This window comes from Nocardiopsis sp. NPDC058631 (genome assembly GCF_042716955.1).
Taxonomy (GTDB): domain Bacteria; phylum Actinomycetota; class Actinomycetes; order Streptosporangiales; family Streptosporangiaceae; genus Nocardiopsis.
This window is the reverse complement of record NZ_JBHXQY010000015.1, coordinates 34723-52167: the sequence shown is the minus strand read 5'-3', so window position 1 is coordinate 52167 and position 17445 is coordinate 34723. Positions and strand designations below refer to the sequence as shown.

The following is a 17445-nucleotide window of genomic DNA, read 5'->3' as shown; positions in this document are numbered from 1 at the left end:
CCACCGGCGGCACGGGTGCGCCGCCGGGCGGAGGCAGGTCTTCGGACTCGAGGGCGCGGACGGTGCCGACACCGTCCTCCTACTGGCCACCGCTTCCCGGTTTCCGACATTACCGACCGGATTACCAGTGCTTATGGCGACGTTCGTTCCCTCATACCGCTGCGGGGCAGTCCCGGAGTCACACCGGGTTCCCTCTTGCGACACGCCCCTCCCCTTCCGGGCGGGGCCCGGGCTCTGGGGTGGAACATGTACCTTCCACGCCTGCAAGTATAGGGAGCACCCCCTCCGCCCCTGTACCCGGCGTGCAGCCCTGTGCCCCCGGCCGCAAACAGCGTGAACCCCCGCTACGCGGCCGACGTCACACCCGAAATGAAGCGTTGCGCGGCCGAGTCCTCCCCTGTGCTCCCCGCGAACGTTCGTCTGTAGATGAACGTGGAGAACCCCTGGTGAACAAGCAGTCCCATCCGACCATGGCCCCCGATCGCCCCCTGTTCACGATCGCGGTCGCGTTGGCGGTCGTCGCGGGGCTGGTCTGGCCCGCCGCCGCCCCCCGCGGCGCCCTCGCCCCCGAACACGTGGGCGACGCCTTCCCCGCCGCCGATGACGGCGAACCCGACGAACACCTGCCCGCGACCGGCGAACCAGACGGGCTAACCGTGGTGGATCCCGGCGACGTGGTGGACCTGACCGAGTCCGGCCTCGACCGCGAGGGCGGCGTGGCCACGGAGGTCGCCTACCCGGTCGTCCCCAACGCCGACCCGCTGAGCGACTTCCTGGAGCGCGAACTCTCCGCCGAGGTGGACGCCTTCGAGACGGCCAACCCCGGCGCGGTCTCCTTCGAGTCCGCATGGAACCTGACGGCGGCCAACGACGACATCGTCGGGGTACGGGTGACCCGTGAGGAGACCGACTCCGAGGGAACCCGGGAGGGGTACACCACCTACTGGTACGACTCCCTGACCGGCACCACCCACCCCTCCACAGCCCTGGTCGCAGGGCAGGAGGAGCTGGAGGAGCTGAACGGCCTGGTGCGGGACGCCCTCCCCGAGGCCGCCGCACCGGACGCCGTCCACCCGATCAGCTCGCTGTACGACTCCGTGGGGTTCAACCCCGACGGCGACCTCGTCGTGGAGTTCGACGCCGGACAGGTCTCCCCCGTCGGCGAGGGCCGGACCCACGCGGTCGTCGACGCCTCGGAGTCCGGCCCCCTCCTATCCGACCTCGGTGAGCGCGCGTCGCACGCCGCGACCCGGGGGGTCCGCGACTTCGCCGTCGCCGATCCGCCCGAGGCGGTCGAGGACGGCCGGGAGCCGACCCCGCCCGGGACGGTGTCGGCCGTGGACGAAGACGTCGACTGCTCCGATCCCGACACCAAGTGCGTGGCCCTGACCTACGACGACGGCCCCGGCGGGCGCACCCCCGAACTGCTGGACATGCTCGCCGAGTACGACGCCCGTGCCACGTTCTTCGTCACCGGCCACCCGGTGATGGAGGATCCGCGGACCGTGAGGCGTACCTACGCGGAGGGCCACGAGCTGGCCAACCACACCCTCAACCACCCCGACCTGGCAGGTCTGGGCGCGGGCGGGATCCGCTCGGACCTCGACATCGTGCAGGCCCTGGTGTACCGCGAGACCGGCTACACCATGGACCTCATGAGGCCCCCCTACGGGTCCACCGACGAGGAGGTCGCGTCGGTGACCGCGGATCTGGGCCTGGCCCAGATCCTGTGGAGCATCGACACCAACGACTGGAAGGACCGGAAGGCGTCCGTGGTCGCCGACCGGGCCGTGGACGGTGCCTCCCCCGGGGCGATCATCCTCATGCACGACATCCACGGCACGACGATCGACGCCTCCCGCACGATCATCCGCGAACTCGACGCGAGCGGTTACACGATGGTCACCGTCACCCAGCTCCTCGGCACGACGACGCCGGGCGAGACCTACGTCGACGGAGCCCCCGAACCGCCCGCCCCGACGGACGGGGAGGGCGGGGCGGGCACCGGCGACGAGACGGTCTGACCCCGCGCCGCAACTCCTGTGAGCCCCGGGACGGCGGTGGGGAACGGGCGTCCCGGGACGCTTCGGGCGGGTGCGGGTCGAATACGGACCACGACCCGCCCTGTGGCGGTGACCACATGTGGTCACCGCCACAGGCGCACGGACGGCGTCCCCTATGTTGCTGCCATCAACCACGTGAGCACCCGCCCAGGGATGAGGGAGACCGGTGTTGTCGTCGAGCCGAGTTCGTCCTGGCCAGGCCGAGTCCCGCCGGGGTCCTGGCCCGGTCCTCTGGCCACGTGTGCGCGGGGTGACCGCTCGGCGCGGTCCGCGTCGGACGGGCTCGGCGGTGGCGGCACTGTTCCTGCCGTTGGCCGCCTGCGGCACCGGCGGAGCCGCGGGGGGTGCGGACCCGGAGCTGATGACCGTGCTACTGGACGAGGCCGGTGAGGAGGTCTCCGAGTGGACAGGTGACGCCGGCGACTTCGGGGACCACCCCCACCAGCCCGACGGCGTGGACCTCGACATCGCCTACCCCACCTTCGAGGGTGCCGACGCGTTCGCCGCGGGTCTGGCCGAGCAGGTCGACCGCGAGGTACGGGACTTCCGGGGGGCCAGCCGCGACCCCGTGCGCCTGGCGATCGGCTGGGAGGTCGTGGCCGCCGGGAACGGGGTCCTGGGTGTGCGCCTGGTGCGCACCGAGGAGGACCTGCACGGTCAGCGCCGGGGATACGGGACGTACTGGTATGACTCGGAGACCGGGCACACCGCGTACGCGACGGAACTGCTGGCCGACCACACCGCCCTGGGGGCACTCGACGGGATCGTGCGCGAGAAGCTGGCCGGCGACGAGGACGTGGACCCGGAGGGGTTGCACCCCGTGATGCGCACGTACGACTCGATGGGGTTCAACGCCGACGGCGACCTGCTGGTGGAGTTCGACGACGGGCACCTGTCCCCGATCGTGGTCGGCCACCCGCCCACGTCGGAGCCGGGCAGGATCGTCGCGGTGGTGCCGTCCGAGGAGGCGGCTCCGCTCCTGTCCGACCTGGGCGAGCGCGCCCGGGCGGCGTCGGCGGTGGAAGAGCCCGTGCTGGCCGTCGACCCTCCCGCCACCGAGGCGGAGTCCGTCCCGCCGGCCCCGGGGGTGGTCGCCGCCGGCGACCCGGACCTGGACTGCCGGGCCCCGGAGGTCAGGTGCGTCGCACTGACCTACGACGACGGCCCCGCCGAGGGGACCCCGGCGCTCCTGGACCTGTTGGCCGAGGAGGAGGTGGCGGCGACGTTCTTCCTCAACGGCGACCCGACGCTGACCCGGCCGGGCGTGCTGCGGCGCACCTACGCCGAGGGGCACGAGATCGCCAGCCACAACGACCTCCACGAGCACATGACGAAGTACTTCGACGAGGACGACCTCCCCGGGCAGGTCGCGGCGGTCAGCGCGATGGTCCGACGGCAGACGGGCCAGGACGTCGACCTGTTCCGGCCGCCCTTCGGCGACACCTCGGGACCGGTGGTCGAGGAGATCGGCCGCCAGGGCATGGCCCAGGTCCTGTGGAACCTGGACAGCCAGGACTGGACGGGCCTGTCCCCGGAGGAGATCGTCGACGGCGTCATGGGCGACGTCGGCCCCGGTTCGGTGGTGCTCATGCACGACACGCTCGCGCCGACCCTCGCCGCGACCCCGCAGCTCATCGATCGGCTGCGGGAGGAGGGCTACGAGTTCGCGACCGTCAGCCAGGTGGTCGGCGACCCCGAGCCCGGCGAGTCCTACCCCGCCGAGGGCATCACCGTACCCGAGTACCGGTAGGCGGCCGGCGGAGGAACGGTGGCCGGTACCGGCCGGTACCGGCCGTGCCCGGCGGGGTACCCCGGACCGCGGCACCCCGGGAGCGGGCCCTGGGCACCCCAGGCACGCCGCGGGGCCGGGAACCCTGGAATCCGCCCGGAGGGTCACCGGCCCCGGGCGGGACGGGCGTCAGACGGCGGCGGTCTCCGGGGCCCGGCCGGTGTCGGGGACGTCGGCGCCGACCGCCTCGCCGACCGAGTTGTACCCGGCCCGGCGGACCAGCCTGGCCAGGCCGCGGTGGATGCGGCGCGGCCAGAGGGGGCCTCCATAGATCAGGCCCGTGTAGCCCTGCACGAGGGTCGCCCCGGCGCGGATACGCGCCCACGCGTCCTCGGGGGTCTCGATACCGCCGACGGCGACCAGGGTGACGCGGTCGCCCACGCGGGAGCGGAGGCGGCGCAGCACCTCCAGCGACCGCTCCCGGAGCGGGGCTCCGGACAGACCGCCCGCACCGGCCGCCTCCACCTCGTCGGCGGAGGCGGCCAACCCCTCGCGGGAGATGGTGGTGTTGGTGGCGATGATGCCGTCCAGCCCCTCGGCAAGGGCGAGGTCGGCGACCGCGTCGACGTCCGCGTCGGCCAGGTCGGGGGCGATCTTCACCAGCAGGGGCAGGGTCGGGTGACCGGCCTCGGTGAGCGCCTCGCGGACGGCGGCGAGCAGGGGCCGCAGCTGCTCCACGCCCTGGAGGTTGCGCAGCCCCGGGGTGTTGGGGGAGCTGACGTTGACCACCAGGTAGTCGGCGTACCGGGCCAGGCGCCGGGCGCTGAGGGCGTAGTCGGCGGGGGCGTCCGCCTCGGCCGTCACCTTGGTCTTGCCGATGTTCACGCCGAGCACGGGGCGGCGTCCGCCGCGCTGGTGGTGCAGGCGTTCGGCGACCAGGGCGGAGCCCTCGTTGTTGAACCCCATCCTGTTGACGATCGCCCGGTCCCCGACGAGCCGGAACAGGCGCGGGGCGGGGTTGCCCGGCTGCGGCTGGGCGGTGACCGTGCCGATCTCGACGAACCCGAAGCCGAGCGCGGCCAGCCCGGACGGGCTCTCCGCGTTCTTGTCGAAGCCCGCGGCCATGCCCAGCGGCCCGGGAAACTCCCGTCCCAGGGCGCGCACGGTCAGCTCCGGCTCACGCGGCCCGAGCACCTTCTCCATGGCCGGGGCCACTCCGGGGATCGCGGTCACGCCGCGCAGCGCGGCGAAGCTCATCCGGTGCACCTTCTCCGCGTCCATGTGGCGCAGGACCGAGCGGAAGACAATCTGGTAGAACACGGTCATCCGTTTCCGTCGCCCTCGCGCTCGGCGAGGTAGCGTTCGAGTTCCGCGCCGAGCTCGTCGGCGGTGGGCAGTTCGGCCTCGTCGTCGGCCAGCGGGAGGGTGGGGCGTTCCTCGGGGTCGGTCCGTGAGGACATGATGTCGTCGTACTGGCGCTCCAGGTTGGCCACGACACGCTGGACCTCCTCAGAAGCCGCGATCTGCTCGGCGATGTCGACGTCGGTCGCCCCGGCGACCTCCTCCAGCCCGCTGGTGGGCAGCGCCAGTCCGGTCGCCCCCGCCACGTACCCGGCGGCGGCGATGGCGGCCCGCGGGTACTGGGACTGGGCCAGGTAGCTGGGGACGTGGACGGCGTAGCCGACGAAGTCGTGGCCGCCCTCCCCCAGGCGGTACTCCAGCAGCGCCGTGGCGCTGGCGGGCACCTCGATCCGGCCGATCCACGGGGTGTGGCCCTCCACCAGCTCCGGGCGGGTGGCATGCGGGGTGACCGTGACCGGACGGGTGTGCGGCACCGCCATGGGCACGCCGTGCGTGCTGATGGACAGCGACACGGAGAACCGCTCGACCAGCTCGACGACGGCGGCGGCGAAGGCCTCCCACTCGCGGTCCGGCTCAAGGCCGTGCAGGACCAGGAAGGGCGCGTTCTCCTCGTCGTGCATCCGGTACAGGGCGAGCTTGGGCGGCTCGTAGTCGGTCCAGGTGTTCTCGACGAAGGTCATCGACGGCCGTCGGGACCGGTAGTCCACGAGCCGGTCGGTGTCGAACGTCGCGACCTCCTCGGCGTCGAAGCGGTCGAACAGGGCCGCGGCCACCTGGCGCCCGGCGTGTCCGGCGTCCACGAAGCCGTCCAGACAGACCAGCATCGCCAGCCCGGCGATGTCGTCGAAGCCGGGATGGAGTTCGTACAGGTCTGCGGGATCACGCACCGGGTTCTCTTCTCCAGAAATGGTCGGATTCGCAGGGCTGGGTCCTCACGGCGGTCCAACCGCCGGGGCACGACCGGGGAGGGCCCGGCGTCGCACCTCTCGGGAGGCTGTGCCCTGCTTTCCCACAATACCGACCGGATCCCCCCTCAGGCCTGCCATGGGACACCTGTCACACCCGCCCACCGCACCGGCCCGTGGCGGCGGCCCCTCGGGCCTGCCTCGGGAGAACGCCCCGCGTCCACCCTGCCACCCTGCCCGTGGTGCCCGCGCCGGTGCGGAAGCCGAAGACCACCGTCCGACCGCGCCGAAACCGCCCGGGACGCCGGCGTCCTCACCCGGTCCGGCGCTGGTCGGCGACCCGGAGAGTACGCAGCCTGTTGAGGACGGCGGCGACCTCGAACCGGCGCGGCAGGACGTAGTCTCCCCCGAAGTCGTCACCGAGCAGGGTGACACCCTTCACGGCCAGGGCCTCCTCCAGGGAGTCGAGCGCCTCGGCCAGGGTGCGCGCTCCGTCCACGTGGCGGCCGGCCACGAGTTGGCGCAGGGCGAGCCCCGCACCGACGATCTGGCCCGGGTCGACGAACTGCTCCACGGACCGCACGTCGACGTCGCTCTCACCGAACACCAGCACGTCCATGTCGCGGCGCTTGATCCTGCCCCTGCCCCGCGTGGTGCTGTCGTCCACCGAGCCGGGGTCGACCACCCGGGCGCGCGGCGCCCCGAAGTCGGCGTCGGTGCGCTCGCGGGCCAGCTCGGACGCCCGTTCGGTGACGTCGTGCGGGTGGTAGGCGTCCAGCAGGATCACCTGGTCGGCGACGTCGAAGTAGTCGCCGCTGCCGCCCATGACCAGGACCGTGGACACCCCGTGGTCCCGGTGCAGGGGCCGGACGAGGTCGATGAACGGCACGAGCGGCTCGCGGTCACCGTGGACGAGCGCCTGCATGCGCTCGTCACGGATCATCAGGTTGGTGGCCGTGGAGTCCTCGTCGACCAAAAGCGTGCGGGACCCGGCCTCCACGGCCTCGCAGATGTTGGCGGCCTGGGAGGTGGAGCCCGAGGCGTTCTCGGTGCGGAAGTCGCTCGTGTCCGCACCGGTGGGGAGGTTGCGTACGAACGGGCTCACGTCGACGCGTTCGACACGCCGTCCCTCCTCCGCACGGATCTTGACGGCGTCGTCCCGCGTCACCACCAGCTCGCGGCCGTCCCCGGGTAGGTGGTCGTAGACCCCGCGCTCCAACGCGTGCAGCAGGGTGGACTTGCCGTGGAAGCCTCCGCCGACGATGAGCGTGATGCCCTCCGGCACTCCCATCCCGCTCACGGTGCCCCGGTGCGGCAGGTCGACACTGACCCTCAGGCTCGGCGGGGACTCGAAGGGCACCGCGCCGTCCGACATGGGCTGGTCGCTGACGCCGCTGAGGCGCGGAAGGACCGCACCGTCGGCGACGAAGGCGACCAGTCCCCCGCCCTCCAGCTGGTCGCGCAGCGCGACCGTGTCGGCGACGCTGTCCGCGAAGGCCACGGCCTCGGCGGTGTCGACCTCCTCCCAGTCGAGGTCGTCGACCAGCGAGGGCAGGGTCCGGCACAGCTCACGTTCGGCGGTGCGGCCGTCGATACGGCGGCCGTGGCCCGGCAGGTCGATGCCGATGTCCAACTCGACGCCACCGTCGGTGAGGCGGCAGGAGGAGCGTTCGATGACCTCCTGGCCCCCGGTGTCGATCTTGAGCAGTGACCCCCGGAGCAGTCTGCGGGCGCGGCGCCCCAGGTAGTCGGCGGTGGCGCGGCGGCGCACCGGGTCGCCCCACGCGCTCTCGGGGACGCCCGCGTCCGGTACGAGCACGCGCACGCGCGAGGGCGGCGCGAACGGGTCGGACTGGACGCGCTGCACGGTCAGGGTGAAGTCGCCGAAGTCCCAGTCCCCCCGCAGGGACTTGTAGCGCCCGTAGGAGGCGCCGTCCATCCGGAGGAGCTCCGACGAGAGCCTGGCCTCGTCGCGCACCCCCCGGACGGGCTCGGGCTCGGGTGCGCGCCCGCCCCCGCGGCCGCCGCCCCCGCCGTACCGGCGCCCCTGGCCGCCGCCCCCGTACCGTTCCGCCATCAGTGTCCCCCTGGTTTCGGATGATCCTCCGGGACAGGTTAGATCTTTCCGGAGAACCTCGCAGAGGGCCTGTGGACAACCGCGTTCACGCAGTCCGGAGGGGCTCCAGCGGCTACGGGGCCGCGTCCGGGGGCCTGGGGCACGTCGGTGGGGAGGGCCTCGAACTCGTCGGCGGTGGGCTTGGCGTCGCCGAGCGGGCTGTGCGGCAGGACTCCGTCGATGACCGCCGTGACGACCCGGACCCGGACCGGGTCGGCCGTGTACCGCCGGGCGAACGCGGCGAACCGCGTCTGCGCGCGGACCGCTCGCAGGGGCCCTCTCCCTGGAGAGATCGGCCCCGGGGGGCGCCGGGACCGATCTCTCGGGGGGCTCCACACGGCTTCCCGGTACCAAGGGGGTGTCCCGGGACGGGGTGTGGCGGGCACCTCCCCGGGAGGGGTGGGGAGGTGCCTCGCGTTCAGTTCTACCGGAAGTCCGGATGCCGCGCGGGGGAAACCGTGATTCCGTCGGCCCCGAGTTCCCCTTCGACGGCCCCGCACGCCCGGGCGGCACTCGCCGGCGCGCCCCCCGGCCGCTGCGGCCCGGGGTCGCTCCAGGTCAGGAGCTACGCGTCCAGCGCAGAGCGCAGGGCCCGGTCGTGCTCGTCGACGGGCTCGTCGGCCAGGTCCCCCAGGAACACCGCGATCAGTTGGCCGCCCTTCCCGGTGACCTCGGCGATGAGGTCCCTCCAGTGGCGCAGGTTGGGGTGGTCGAAGTCCGCGCACGCCTCGGCCGGGGCCAGCTCGGCCTCCGCCGTCTCCAGCTGCTCGACGGACAGGGGGTAGGCGGCGCTGCCGGAGGAGTGGCCGGCCACCCTGGCCAGGATCACCGCCGGAAGGTAGTTGCCGCCCCGGTTGGTCAGGGTGAACTCGGTCCTGCCGTCGCGGATGACGCCGACGGCGTAGGCGGCGGGACGCCGCCAACGCGGGTCGGCGGCCTCAAGCCGTTCCCGGACGGCGATGATCTCTTCCTTCGTGGCCCACTTCTCCATGGGTCGCTCCTCCCGACTGCCCGTCCCCGGGGCCCGGCGAGCCCCGTCACCGCCCCTCGGCGGGTGGGCTCTAAAGGTGCAGGGTACCGGTGGCGACCGACACGGCCTCACCGCCGATCAGCACCCGGTCGCCCCGGTCCTTCAGCAGAAGGTCGCCGCCGCGCGCGGAGGCCTGGTGGGCGGACAGCTCCGCCCTCCCCAGCCGTTCGGCCCAGAACGGGGTGAGGACCGTGTGGGCCCTGCCGGTCACCGGGTCCTCGGGCACCCCGACGGCGGGGGCGAAGACCCTGGAGACGAAGTCGGGACCCTCCTCCGCCCTGGCGGTGACGATGACCAGGTGGAAGGGCAGTGCGGCGATCGCCGCCAGGTCGGGGGCCAGTCCCCGGACGGCGGCCTCGTCGGCGAGTTCGACGAGGAGGTCGTCCGCACCGCCCAGGCCCACCCACAGGGGCTGCGCCCCCAGGACCTCGGCCAGGCCCGCCGGGGGCTCGACCGGCCTCGGCGGCTTGGACGGGAAGTCCATCCAGATCAGGCCCTCCTCCCGGGTGGCGGTGAGGATGCCGCTGCGGGTGGTGAAGCGGAAGGGGCCGGGCTCACCGAGTTCGGTGAGGGCGTGCGCGGTGGCCAGGGTCGCGTGTCCGCACAGGTCGATCTCCACGGTCGGGGTGAACCACCGCAGTTCGTAGTCGGCCCCGGGGTCGTCGACGGGACGTGCGAAGGCGGTCTCGGACAGGTTGAACTCGGCCGCGACCCCCTGCGCCCAGGCATCGGGGTAGGCGTCGTCCAGAACCAGGACGGCGGCGGGGTTCCCGGCCAGGGGCCGGTCGGTGAAGGCGTCGACGACGCGGTACTCGGGCATGGGACCAGGCTAGGGCGTGCTCCGGGGTCCGGTCGGGGGCGAACGGCCGCCCGCCGAACGGGCCCCGCGGCGGGGGCGGGGGCCGCACGGCGGCGTCACAGGGGCGGCTCGTCGAGGATGAACATGGTCTGTGTGCTCTTGACCTCGGGGAGGCGCTGGAGGCGTTCGAGGACGAAGGTGCGCAACGCGGCCGCATCGGTGACGCGGACGAGGAGGAGCAGGTCGACGTCGCCGGACACGAGCGCCGCGTGGTCGACCTCCGGGATGTCGCGCAGGTAGCCGCGGAACCTCTCCCAGGAGTGCTGCTCGATGCGCACGGACACGTACGCGGACAGGGCCGTGCCGTACTTCTCGGGGTCGATGACGGCCGTGAACCCGCGGATGACCCCCTCGTCCCTGAGCCGTTCGAGCCGGGAGTAGGCGTTGGCCCGCGAGATGTGGGCCTGCTCCGCGACCGCGCGGATGGACATGCGCCCGTCGTCGCGCAGGAGGGCGATGATGCGGCGGTCGGTGTCGTCCAGTCGCACGGCCATGTGTCTCACCTCATAGCGCTCACACGAAGCACGCGCGAGACCATCCGTACCGCTCTGACGGCCTACCGAACAGTTCGTCCAGCATCAGCCCGGGGACATCGACAATATGGGGTGATTCACCGCATATTCAAGACATGAAGCACACCGATGAGCGATCTCGTCCGGTTCCCCGGCCCCTGCCGGCGGAGCCCGTGCGTCTCGTGGACCGGCTGGGCCGCCGTGTGGAACACCCGTTGTTCACCGCTCCCGGCAGCACCCGGCTCGCCGACCTCCACCGCGCCATGGTCATCGGCCGCCGCTTCAACCAGCAGGCCAGCGCGCTCGCCCGCCAGGGCCGCCTCGCCGTGTACCCGTCGTCGACGGGGCAGGAGGCCTCCCAGGTCGGCGGCGTGCTGGCCCTGTCGGAACAGGACTGGCTCTTCCCCAGCTACCGCGACAGCGTCGCCCTGGTCACCCACGGGGTCGACCCGGTGGAGACCCTCACCCTCTTCCGGGGCGCCTGGCACCCCGGGTACGACCCGCACCGCTACCGGTGCGCGCCGCAGTGCACGCCCCTGGCCACGAACGCCTCCCACGCGGTCGGCCTCACCTACGCCGCCCGGAGCAGGGGCCGGGACGTGGCCGCCCTCGCGCTGATGGGCGACGGGGCCACCAGCGAGGGCGACGCCCACGAGGCCTACGACTTCGCCGCCGTGTGGAACGCCCCCGTGGTCTTCCTGGTGCGGAACACCCACTGGGCGATCAGCGTGCCCCTGCACCGTCGGACCGCCCCCGCGCCTGCGCACAGGTCCGTCGGCCACGGCATGAAGGGGTACCACGTCGACGGCAACGACGCCGCCGCCGTGTACGCGGTCGTCTCCCAGGCCCTGGCGGAGGCCAGGGAGGGGGGCGGTCCGGCCGTCGTGGAGGCGGTGGCGTACCCGGGGGATCCCGGCACCGGCCCGGACGCGCCCCGGCCCCGCCGGGACGGGCCGGAGGCCGAGCACTGGCGCGAGCGCGACCCGATCGCCCGGTCGGAGGCCCTTCTGCGGAAGGAGGGCCTGCTGGGGGACCGCGGAGAGACCGAGCGGGCCCTGGCCGCCTTCGCCGCCGAGGCGGAAGGGGTCGCCTCCACCGTGCGCGAACGCATGGCGCGGAAGGACGGCCCCGGCCCGGACACGCTGTTCGGGAACGTCTACTCCACGATCCCACCGCTGCTGGAACGCCGGCGCCGGGAGTTGGCCGACGAGATCCGGGAGGTCTGAAGGGCGTCTTCCGTCTCCGGGCCCCTCACACGAACCCCCGGCCCGGGTGCGCGGACTCCGCCCCACGCGCGGCCCGGACACGGCGAAGGACCGCGGCCTGTCGGCCGCGGCCCTTCGGGAACCGCATGTGCGGGGTGTCCTCCGGGGCTACCCGGAGGACACCCGGCGTGTTACTTGTTGCCGCGCAGCCTGTCGAACAGGGCGCTGATGCCGGAGCCCAGGCTGTGGCGCCCGTTGCTCTCGGCCATCAGGCCGTTGCCCTCGCCGTCGGCGGAACCGGCGTGCTGGCCGGCCGGGCGACGGGTCCAGGCGAAGAACAGCGCGATCAGGATCGCCGGGATGATGGCCAGGGTCAGCAGACCCGTGCCGCTCATGACGCCGTCCGCACCGGTGAGCTCGGCGCCGGAGAGGTCGTTCGCGGCGGTCTCGGCGGTCGTGCCGCCCTCGCCACCGTCGTCCTGCCCCTCAGCGGCCGCGGCCTCCTCGGCCTGCTCCTGCTCCTCCTCTGCAGCCTGCTCGGCGTCGTCGTCGGAGGTCTCCTTCGCGGACTCCTCCTCGGGCTCTTCCTCGGGCTCCTCCTCGGGGAGGGGGGAGACGGCGTCCTCACACTTGTTGCCGGGCTCCTGGAACGGGTGCGGGGCACCCTCGGTCCCGTTGCCGTCGCCCCACTCGGTGATGTAGTACTCGACCTCGGCGTGGCCGTTGCCGCCACCGACGGTCAGGCTGTTCTCGTCGAAGCTCGTACCCATCATGTCGGCAAAGGTCTTGCCGTCGATGTCGAGCAGCACGTCGCAGTCGGTGGAGGGCTCTCCGGGACCGCGGTCACCGATGAAGAACTCGTGCTCTTCGCCTTCGTAGACGATGTAACCCTCGGTGCCGAGCGGCCAGCTGGGACTGGAGAACAGCCCCTTCTGCATGGGTTCTCCGCCAGCGGGGGCACCTGTGTCCCCGTTGATGCCGGAACCGTCGTCCCAGAAGTAGGTCGCGTTGACTTCGCCGTGCTGAATGGGAGTTTCGTTGCTCATAAATTTAAGGGCCAGGTTGACGACAGGGCCGAGAAGACCGTGGGCATGACGCTCCAGAACAAGCGGGCACGCTCGGTGCGCCCCCGCGAGGGCGTCATGTCAGGGATCTCCCGCGTCGCTGGCGGCGAGTGGCGGGCGGGAACGGGAGGCGCCGATGGAATTCGGCGGTCCGCTGGCACGTGCGCGTGGATTCGCGCGGCCCTGTTCCCGATGAGGGTCTCGACTCCCTTGCGGCACGCGGCCGGTCAAGGGCTCGGCATCGGCTCGCTAAAAACTCATAACGAAGCGATCACGAGGACACTAACCCACGTTTAAGTAAAGCACGCAAGCCTTCCAGGTAAAATGACTTTGCGTGTTTAGGCGGCCACCGTGGGCAGTGTCTTCGAAAAGGCCCCCTGAAACACGAAAAACCCCTGGTGACAGGGGCTCTCGAATTTTTCCGAGGACGTCGGGCGGACTCCTTCGTGGCCCGCGTCATATCTTCGCGAGAGTTGACACGAAGCGGGATAGGTGGGATTGGGGCCGCCCACGGGCCGACAGGTCACGGGGCGTGTCACGGCTCGGCGCGGGTCGGGCGCGGCGCGGTCAAGGCCACGCAATGCCGGCCCAGTGGAGAGGTCAGCGACGGCGGGCGCATCCCTGCCCGGGGCAAAGAGAACTCCGGACGGTTGCCCGTCCGGAGTACCAGGAACAGGTCACGTGACCTTGCCTCGCCGGGTGAAGCGCTCCTGGCGCCACTCCCCCGACCCGACGACCTCGACCAGGGCGGTCGCGGCGTCCCACACGTCCGTGTAGCGCAGGTACAGCGGCGTGAACCCGAACCGCATGACGTCGGGGGCCCGGAAGTCGCCGATCACGCCGCGCGCGATGAGCGCCTGCACGACGGGGTACCCGGCCCCCTCCTCCGGCTGCACGAGGGCCACCTGGCTGCCGCGGCGGGCGTGCTCGGACGGGGTGATCGAGGAGATCCCCGCCTCCGCGGCGCGGGCGAGGAAGAGGTCGGTCATCGCCAGGCTCTTGGTGCGCACCTGGGTCAGGTCCGCCTTGGCCCACACGTCCAGGGAGGCCTCCAGCGCCGCATCCGCGACGAGGGGCTGCGAGCCGCTCAGGAAGCGCGAGACCCCGGGTGCGGGCTCGTAGTCACCCGAGAAGTCGAACGGTCGGGCGTGGCCGTGCCATCCGCTGACGGGCTGGTCGGCGACCGCGTGGTGGCGTCGCGCGGCGTACAGGAACGCGGGGGCGCCCGGACCGGCGTTGAGGTACTTGTACGTGCACCCGACCGCGAAGTCCGCCCCGCTGCCGGACAGGTCCATCGGGACCGCGCCGACGCTGTGGCACAGGTCCCACACCACCAGGGCCCCGTGCTCGTGGGCGAGCCGGGTGATACCGGGCATGTCGCGCAGGGTCCCGCTGCGGTAGTCCACGTGGCTGAGCAGCAGGACCGCGACGTCGCCCGCGGCCAGGGCCTGCGCCAGCCCGGGGCCGTCGGGGTCCACGCGGCGCTGGACGGCTCCGGCCAGTGCGACGGCGCCCTCGGTCACGTACAGGTCGGTGGGGAAGTTGCCCGCCTCGCCCAGCACGACGGAGCGGTCGGACATCCGCAGTGCCGCGATCACGGCCTTGAAGAGGTTGGCGGAGGTGCCGTCGCCGACGACGACCTCGTCGGTGGCGGCGCCGACCAGGGGGGCGATCTTGGCGCCCAGGGTGCGCGGCTTGTCCCACCAGCCCGCGTCGTTCCAGCTGCGGATGAGGTCCTGGCCCCACTCGCGCTCGATCATGTCGGCGACCCGGCCCGGGGTGGAGCGCGGCAGCGCCCCCAGGGAGTTGCCGTCCAGGTAGATCACGCCCTCGGGGAGGACGAACTCCTCACGGAACGCGGCGAGGGGATCGGCGGCGTCGAGCGCGACGCAGTCCTCACGGGTGGTGGGCGTCATCGGTCCCTGCTTCCTGGTCGTGCTGTCGGTGCGGCGTAGTGGTCAGACTGAACTGCGGAGCGACCACAGTTCGGGGAAGACGTCCTGTTCGGCGTTGCGGGACAGCCAGGTGAGGCCGTTGGAGCCGCCACTGCCGGGCTTGGCGCCCATCGTGCGCTTGACGGCGACGAGGTGGCGGTGACGCCACCGCGTCACCCGCTCCGCGACGTCGAGCAGCGCCTCGGCCAGCAGGAACAGGTCGTTTCCGGGCTTGTCGTCGGCGTAGACGGCCGTCCACGCCGCCTCGACCCCGGCGCTGGGCTCGTAGTCCCGCGTCCAGTCCCGCTCGACGCGGTCGCCGGGAACCGGGAGGCCGCGGCGGTGGAGCAGGCGCAGCGCGGCGTCGTAGAGGCCGGGGCGCTCCAGCACGTCCGCGAGCTCGTTCGCCACTCCGGGCATGGCCTTGTGCGGCCGGATCATCGCGGCCGACTTGTTGCCGATCAGGAACTCCAGCTTGCGGTAGCCGTAGGACTGGAATCCGGAGGCCTCCCCGAAGGAGTCCCGGAACCGGTTGAACTCGGTGGGGGTCATGTCCCCGAGCAGGCCCCAGGAGTCGTTGAGCACGTCCTGAGCGTTGCACGCCCGGCGCAGCCACGCCAGCGCGCCGGGCACGTCGTCGGCCTCCAGCGCGTCGCGGGCCGCCTCCCACCGCTCCTGGACGAGGGAGAACAGCAGCTCCATCACCTGGGTGGCGATGATGAACGCGGACTCGGCGGGCTCGGTGGTACGCGGCCTCTGGAGGCCGAGCAGGGTGTCGATCCCGGCGTAGTCGACATAGGGGGTGTTCTTCTCGAAGGAGAGCGTGGGCTGCCCCTCGTTGGACTCGGCTCGGCGCGCCCGGGCCGCCTCGGCCCCGCTGTCGTCCCCACCCGGAACGAACGGACACTGCTGGGCGGTGGTGGAGAGCATGACGACCCCTTGTCGGTACTGCGTGAGCGACTGCGCGGGCACCGCGCCGTACAGGGGATCGCCCCGGTCCGCGGTGCCGTCTACGTGAGGTCACATCATCGGACAGATACACCGGGAAAGGAATGGCCGATGAGCACGCAAGCCGGGCGTTGACCTAACATTCGTCATAGTTAACGATCTCCGACTTTGGGAACGCAAAGTATGGCCTCACGACTGGCAACTCCGCTGGACGGCGTCGACCAGCGCATCCTGACCGAGCTGCAACGGGACGGGCGCCTGTCCTTCAACGAGCTCTCCCGCAGGGTCAACCTGTCGGCGCCCGCCGTCGCCGACCGCGTCCGCCGCCTCACCGACCGCGGGGTGATCACCGGCTACCACGCGCACGTGGACCCCGCCGCCGCGGGGCTGCCGGTGACCGCCCTGGTCCGCATGGAGTGCTTCGGGGCCCACTGCCTGCTGCGCGAGCAGTCCTCGCTCGAACTGCCCGAGATCCTCCAGGTGCACCGGGTGACCGGCGACGACTGCTGCGTCCTGCTCGTCGCGGTCCGCTCCATGGAGCACTTCGAGGAGGTCATCGACACACTCGCCGCACACGGCCGCCCCTCCAGCACCATGGTCATGTCCAGCCCGGTCCCGTGGCGGGCCGTCAGCGCGCCCCGCACCTCATGAGCGTCCTCATCGACTCGGCCGTCTGGCCCGGACCGCACGGCTGGCTGTTCGCGCACATGGTCAGCGACAGCTCCTACGAGGAACTGCACGCCTTCGCCCACGAGATGGGGGTGGACCCCCGCGCGTTCGACCGCGACCACTACGACATCCCCGGCCCGCTCCACGCACGCGCGCTGGAACTGGGCGCCGAGCACGTCACGGGGCGCGAGCTGGTCACCCGGCTGCGCGCGGCGGGGCTGCGGCGGCGCAAGGTCCCGCGGATCGGCCGACCGGCCTGAGCGGCACCCCGACCCCGGGCGCCTCCCGCCCGCACCGGGGGCCGGGGCCGCACAGCCCGGGGCCGCACGCGCCGACCAGTTCAGGGGGGCGGGGGTCCCGGAGGGGCGGACGAGGCCAGCCGGTCGAGTTCGGCGAGCATGTTGACCCGGGCCCTGGCCTCCCAGTGCGCACGGCCGAACGACGTGTGGAACACGCGGGGGCCCTCCAGGAGCGACCGCAGCACCCTGGTCCGCCCCGCACGGAACACCCGGTCGCAGATGTGGCGGTACTCGGCCCGGATCGCCGCCGTGTAGGCGAGGTACTCGTCGGTCGGCGACGCCAGGACCGACAGGTCGGCGTCGGAGAGGACCTTGCCGTCCGCGTCCCCCTCCTGCGGCCGGTGCGTCGCGGTGACACCGACGAGGCGGACCACCTCGCTGATCCGCCCGGGCTCCACACCGACCAGCTCCAGCAGACGCCGGGCGAGCTCCGCGCTGTCCTCCTCGTCCCGGCCCGGGCGCCCCTCGTACACCGCGTCGTGGAACCAGACCGCGTAGCGGACCCGGTCGGCGTCGTCCGCCTCCTCCTGGAGGACGTCGACGGCCCGCAGCGTCTCCCACAGGTGCAGGAGCGTGTGGTACCGGCGGTGCGGCTCGTTCCATCGGTCCAGGAGCTCAGCCCCGACCGCGACGGCCTCGGGCCGGCCTCCTGCCAGTCGCCGCCAGGAGGCGGCCAGCAGGACCGCCTCCTCCTCGTTCAGTGGCAAGGTCTCGTCACCGTTCGCCTAGGAACCCTCGGATGCTCCCAGT

15 protein-coding genes and 1 riboswitch are annotated in these 17445 nt (G+C 72.4%); of the genes, 5 read left to right on the top strand and 10 right to left on the bottom strand.

The window, feature by feature from the left end; translation table 11 throughout:
- Window positions 1–29: 29 nt before the first annotated feature.
- A riboswitch (cobalamin riboswitch) is annotated at window positions 30–212 on the bottom strand.
- Window positions 213–470: 258 nt separating this feature from the next.
- Window positions 471–2024, top strand: a complete 1554-nt coding sequence (locus tag ACFWTE_RS07930) for a polysaccharide deacetylase family protein (protein WP_378778583.1) — start codon at window positions 471–473, stop codon at window positions 2022–2024.
- Window positions 2025–2352: 328 nt separating this feature from the next.
- The gene (locus ACFWTE_RS07925; protein ID WP_378778559.1) at window positions 2353–3813 is read left to right on the top strand and encodes a polysaccharide deacetylase family protein; all 1461 of its coding nucleotides are present in this window, start codon (window positions 2353–2355) and stop codon (window positions 3811–3813) included.
- 168 nt (window positions 3814–3981) lie between these two features.
- Here the strand turns inward: ACFWTE_RS07925 and ACFWTE_RS07920 are convergent, their stop codons facing one another.
- The 6 genes from ACFWTE_RS07920 to ACFWTE_RS07895 form a co-directional block, all read right to left on the bottom strand.
- Window positions 3982–5118: a quinone-dependent dihydroorotate dehydrogenase gene (locus tag ACFWTE_RS07920; protein WP_378778558.1), complete on the bottom strand. Its 1137-nt coding sequence runs from the start codon at window positions 5116–5118 to the stop codon at window positions 3982–3984.
- Window positions 5115–6041, bottom strand: coding sequence for a proteasome assembly chaperone family protein (locus ACFWTE_RS07915; protein ID WP_378778557.1), 927 nt, complete (start codon window positions 6039–6041; stop codon window positions 5115–5117). Before ACFWTE_RS07915 ends, ACFWTE_RS07920 begins: the two co-directional genes overlap by 4 nt.
- 331 nt (window positions 6042–6372) lie before the next feature.
- Window positions 6373–8136 carry an ABC-ATPase domain-containing protein gene (locus tag ACFWTE_RS07910; RefSeq protein WP_378778556.1) on the bottom strand — a complete coding sequence of 588 codons (1764 nt, stop codon included), beginning with the start codon at window positions 8134–8136 and terminating at the stop codon, window positions 6373–6375.
- Window positions 8137–8740: 604 nt separating this feature from the next.
- Window positions 8741–9166, bottom strand: a complete 426-nt coding sequence (locus ACFWTE_RS07905; protein ID WP_378778555.1) for a hypothetical protein — start codon at window positions 9164–9166, stop codon at window positions 8741–8743.
- A 70-nt stretch (window positions 9167–9236) separates the two neighbouring features.
- Window positions 9237–10025, bottom strand: coding sequence for a PhzF family phenazine biosynthesis protein (locus ACFWTE_RS07900; RefSeq protein WP_378778554.1), 789 nt, complete (start codon window positions 10023–10025; stop codon window positions 9237–9239).
- Between the two features lie 95 nt (window positions 10026–10120).
- Window positions 10121–10558: an Lrp/AsnC family transcriptional regulator gene (locus tag ACFWTE_RS07895; protein ID WP_378778553.1), complete on the bottom strand. Its 438-nt coding sequence runs from the start codon at window positions 10556–10558 to the stop codon at window positions 10121–10123.
- A 134-nt stretch (window positions 10559–10692) separates the two neighbouring features.
- On the opposite strand from ACFWTE_RS07895, the gene ACFWTE_RS07890 reads away from it, so the two are divergent.
- Window positions 10693–11802, top strand: a complete 1110-nt coding sequence (locus ACFWTE_RS07890) for a thiamine pyrophosphate-dependent enzyme (RefSeq protein ID WP_378778552.1) — start codon at window positions 10693–10695, stop codon at window positions 11800–11802.
- 170 nt (window positions 11803–11972) lie between these two features.
- Here the strand turns inward: ACFWTE_RS07890 and ACFWTE_RS07885 are convergent, their stop codons facing one another.
- From ACFWTE_RS07885 to ACFWTE_RS07875, 3 genes are all read right to left on the bottom strand, one after another.
- Window positions 11973–12827 (bottom strand): hypothetical protein, encoded by an 855-nt coding sequence (locus ACFWTE_RS07885; protein WP_378778551.1) that lies wholly within the window; start codon window positions 12825–12827, stop codon window positions 11973–11975.
- 695 nt (window positions 12828–13522) lie between these two features.
- Complete coding sequence (kynU, locus tag ACFWTE_RS07880) at window positions 13523–14761, bottom strand: kynureninase (protein ID WP_378778550.1); 1239 nt, start codon at window positions 14759–14761, stop codon at window positions 13523–13525.
- 42 nt (window positions 14762–14803) lie between these two features.
- The gene (locus ACFWTE_RS07875; RefSeq protein ID WP_378778549.1) at window positions 14804–15709 is read right to left on the bottom strand and encodes a tryptophan 2,3-dioxygenase; all 906 of its coding nucleotides are present in this window, start codon (window positions 15707–15709) and stop codon (window positions 14804–14806) included.
- 201 nt (window positions 15710–15910) lie between these two features.
- On the opposite strand from ACFWTE_RS07875, the gene ACFWTE_RS07870 reads away from it, so the two are divergent.
- Window positions 15911–16378: an Lrp/AsnC family transcriptional regulator gene (locus ACFWTE_RS07870; RefSeq protein WP_378778548.1), complete on the top strand. Its 468-nt coding sequence runs from the start codon at window positions 15911–15913 to the stop codon at window positions 16376–16378.
- Entirely contained in the window at window positions 16375–16656 is a 282-nt protein-coding gene (locus ACFWTE_RS07865) for a DUF4031 domain-containing protein (protein WP_378778547.1), read from the top strand. Before ACFWTE_RS07870 ends, ACFWTE_RS07865 begins: the two co-directional genes overlap by 4 nt.
- An 80-nt stretch (window positions 16657–16736) precedes the next feature.
- On the opposite strand, the gene ACFWTE_RS07860 is transcribed toward ACFWTE_RS07865, so the two are convergent.
- Complete coding sequence (locus ACFWTE_RS07860; protein WP_378778546.1) at window positions 16737–17402, bottom strand: metal-dependent phosphohydrolase; 666 nt, start codon at window positions 17400–17402, stop codon at window positions 16737–16739.
- Between the last annotated feature and the right edge of the window lie 43 nt (window positions 17403–17445).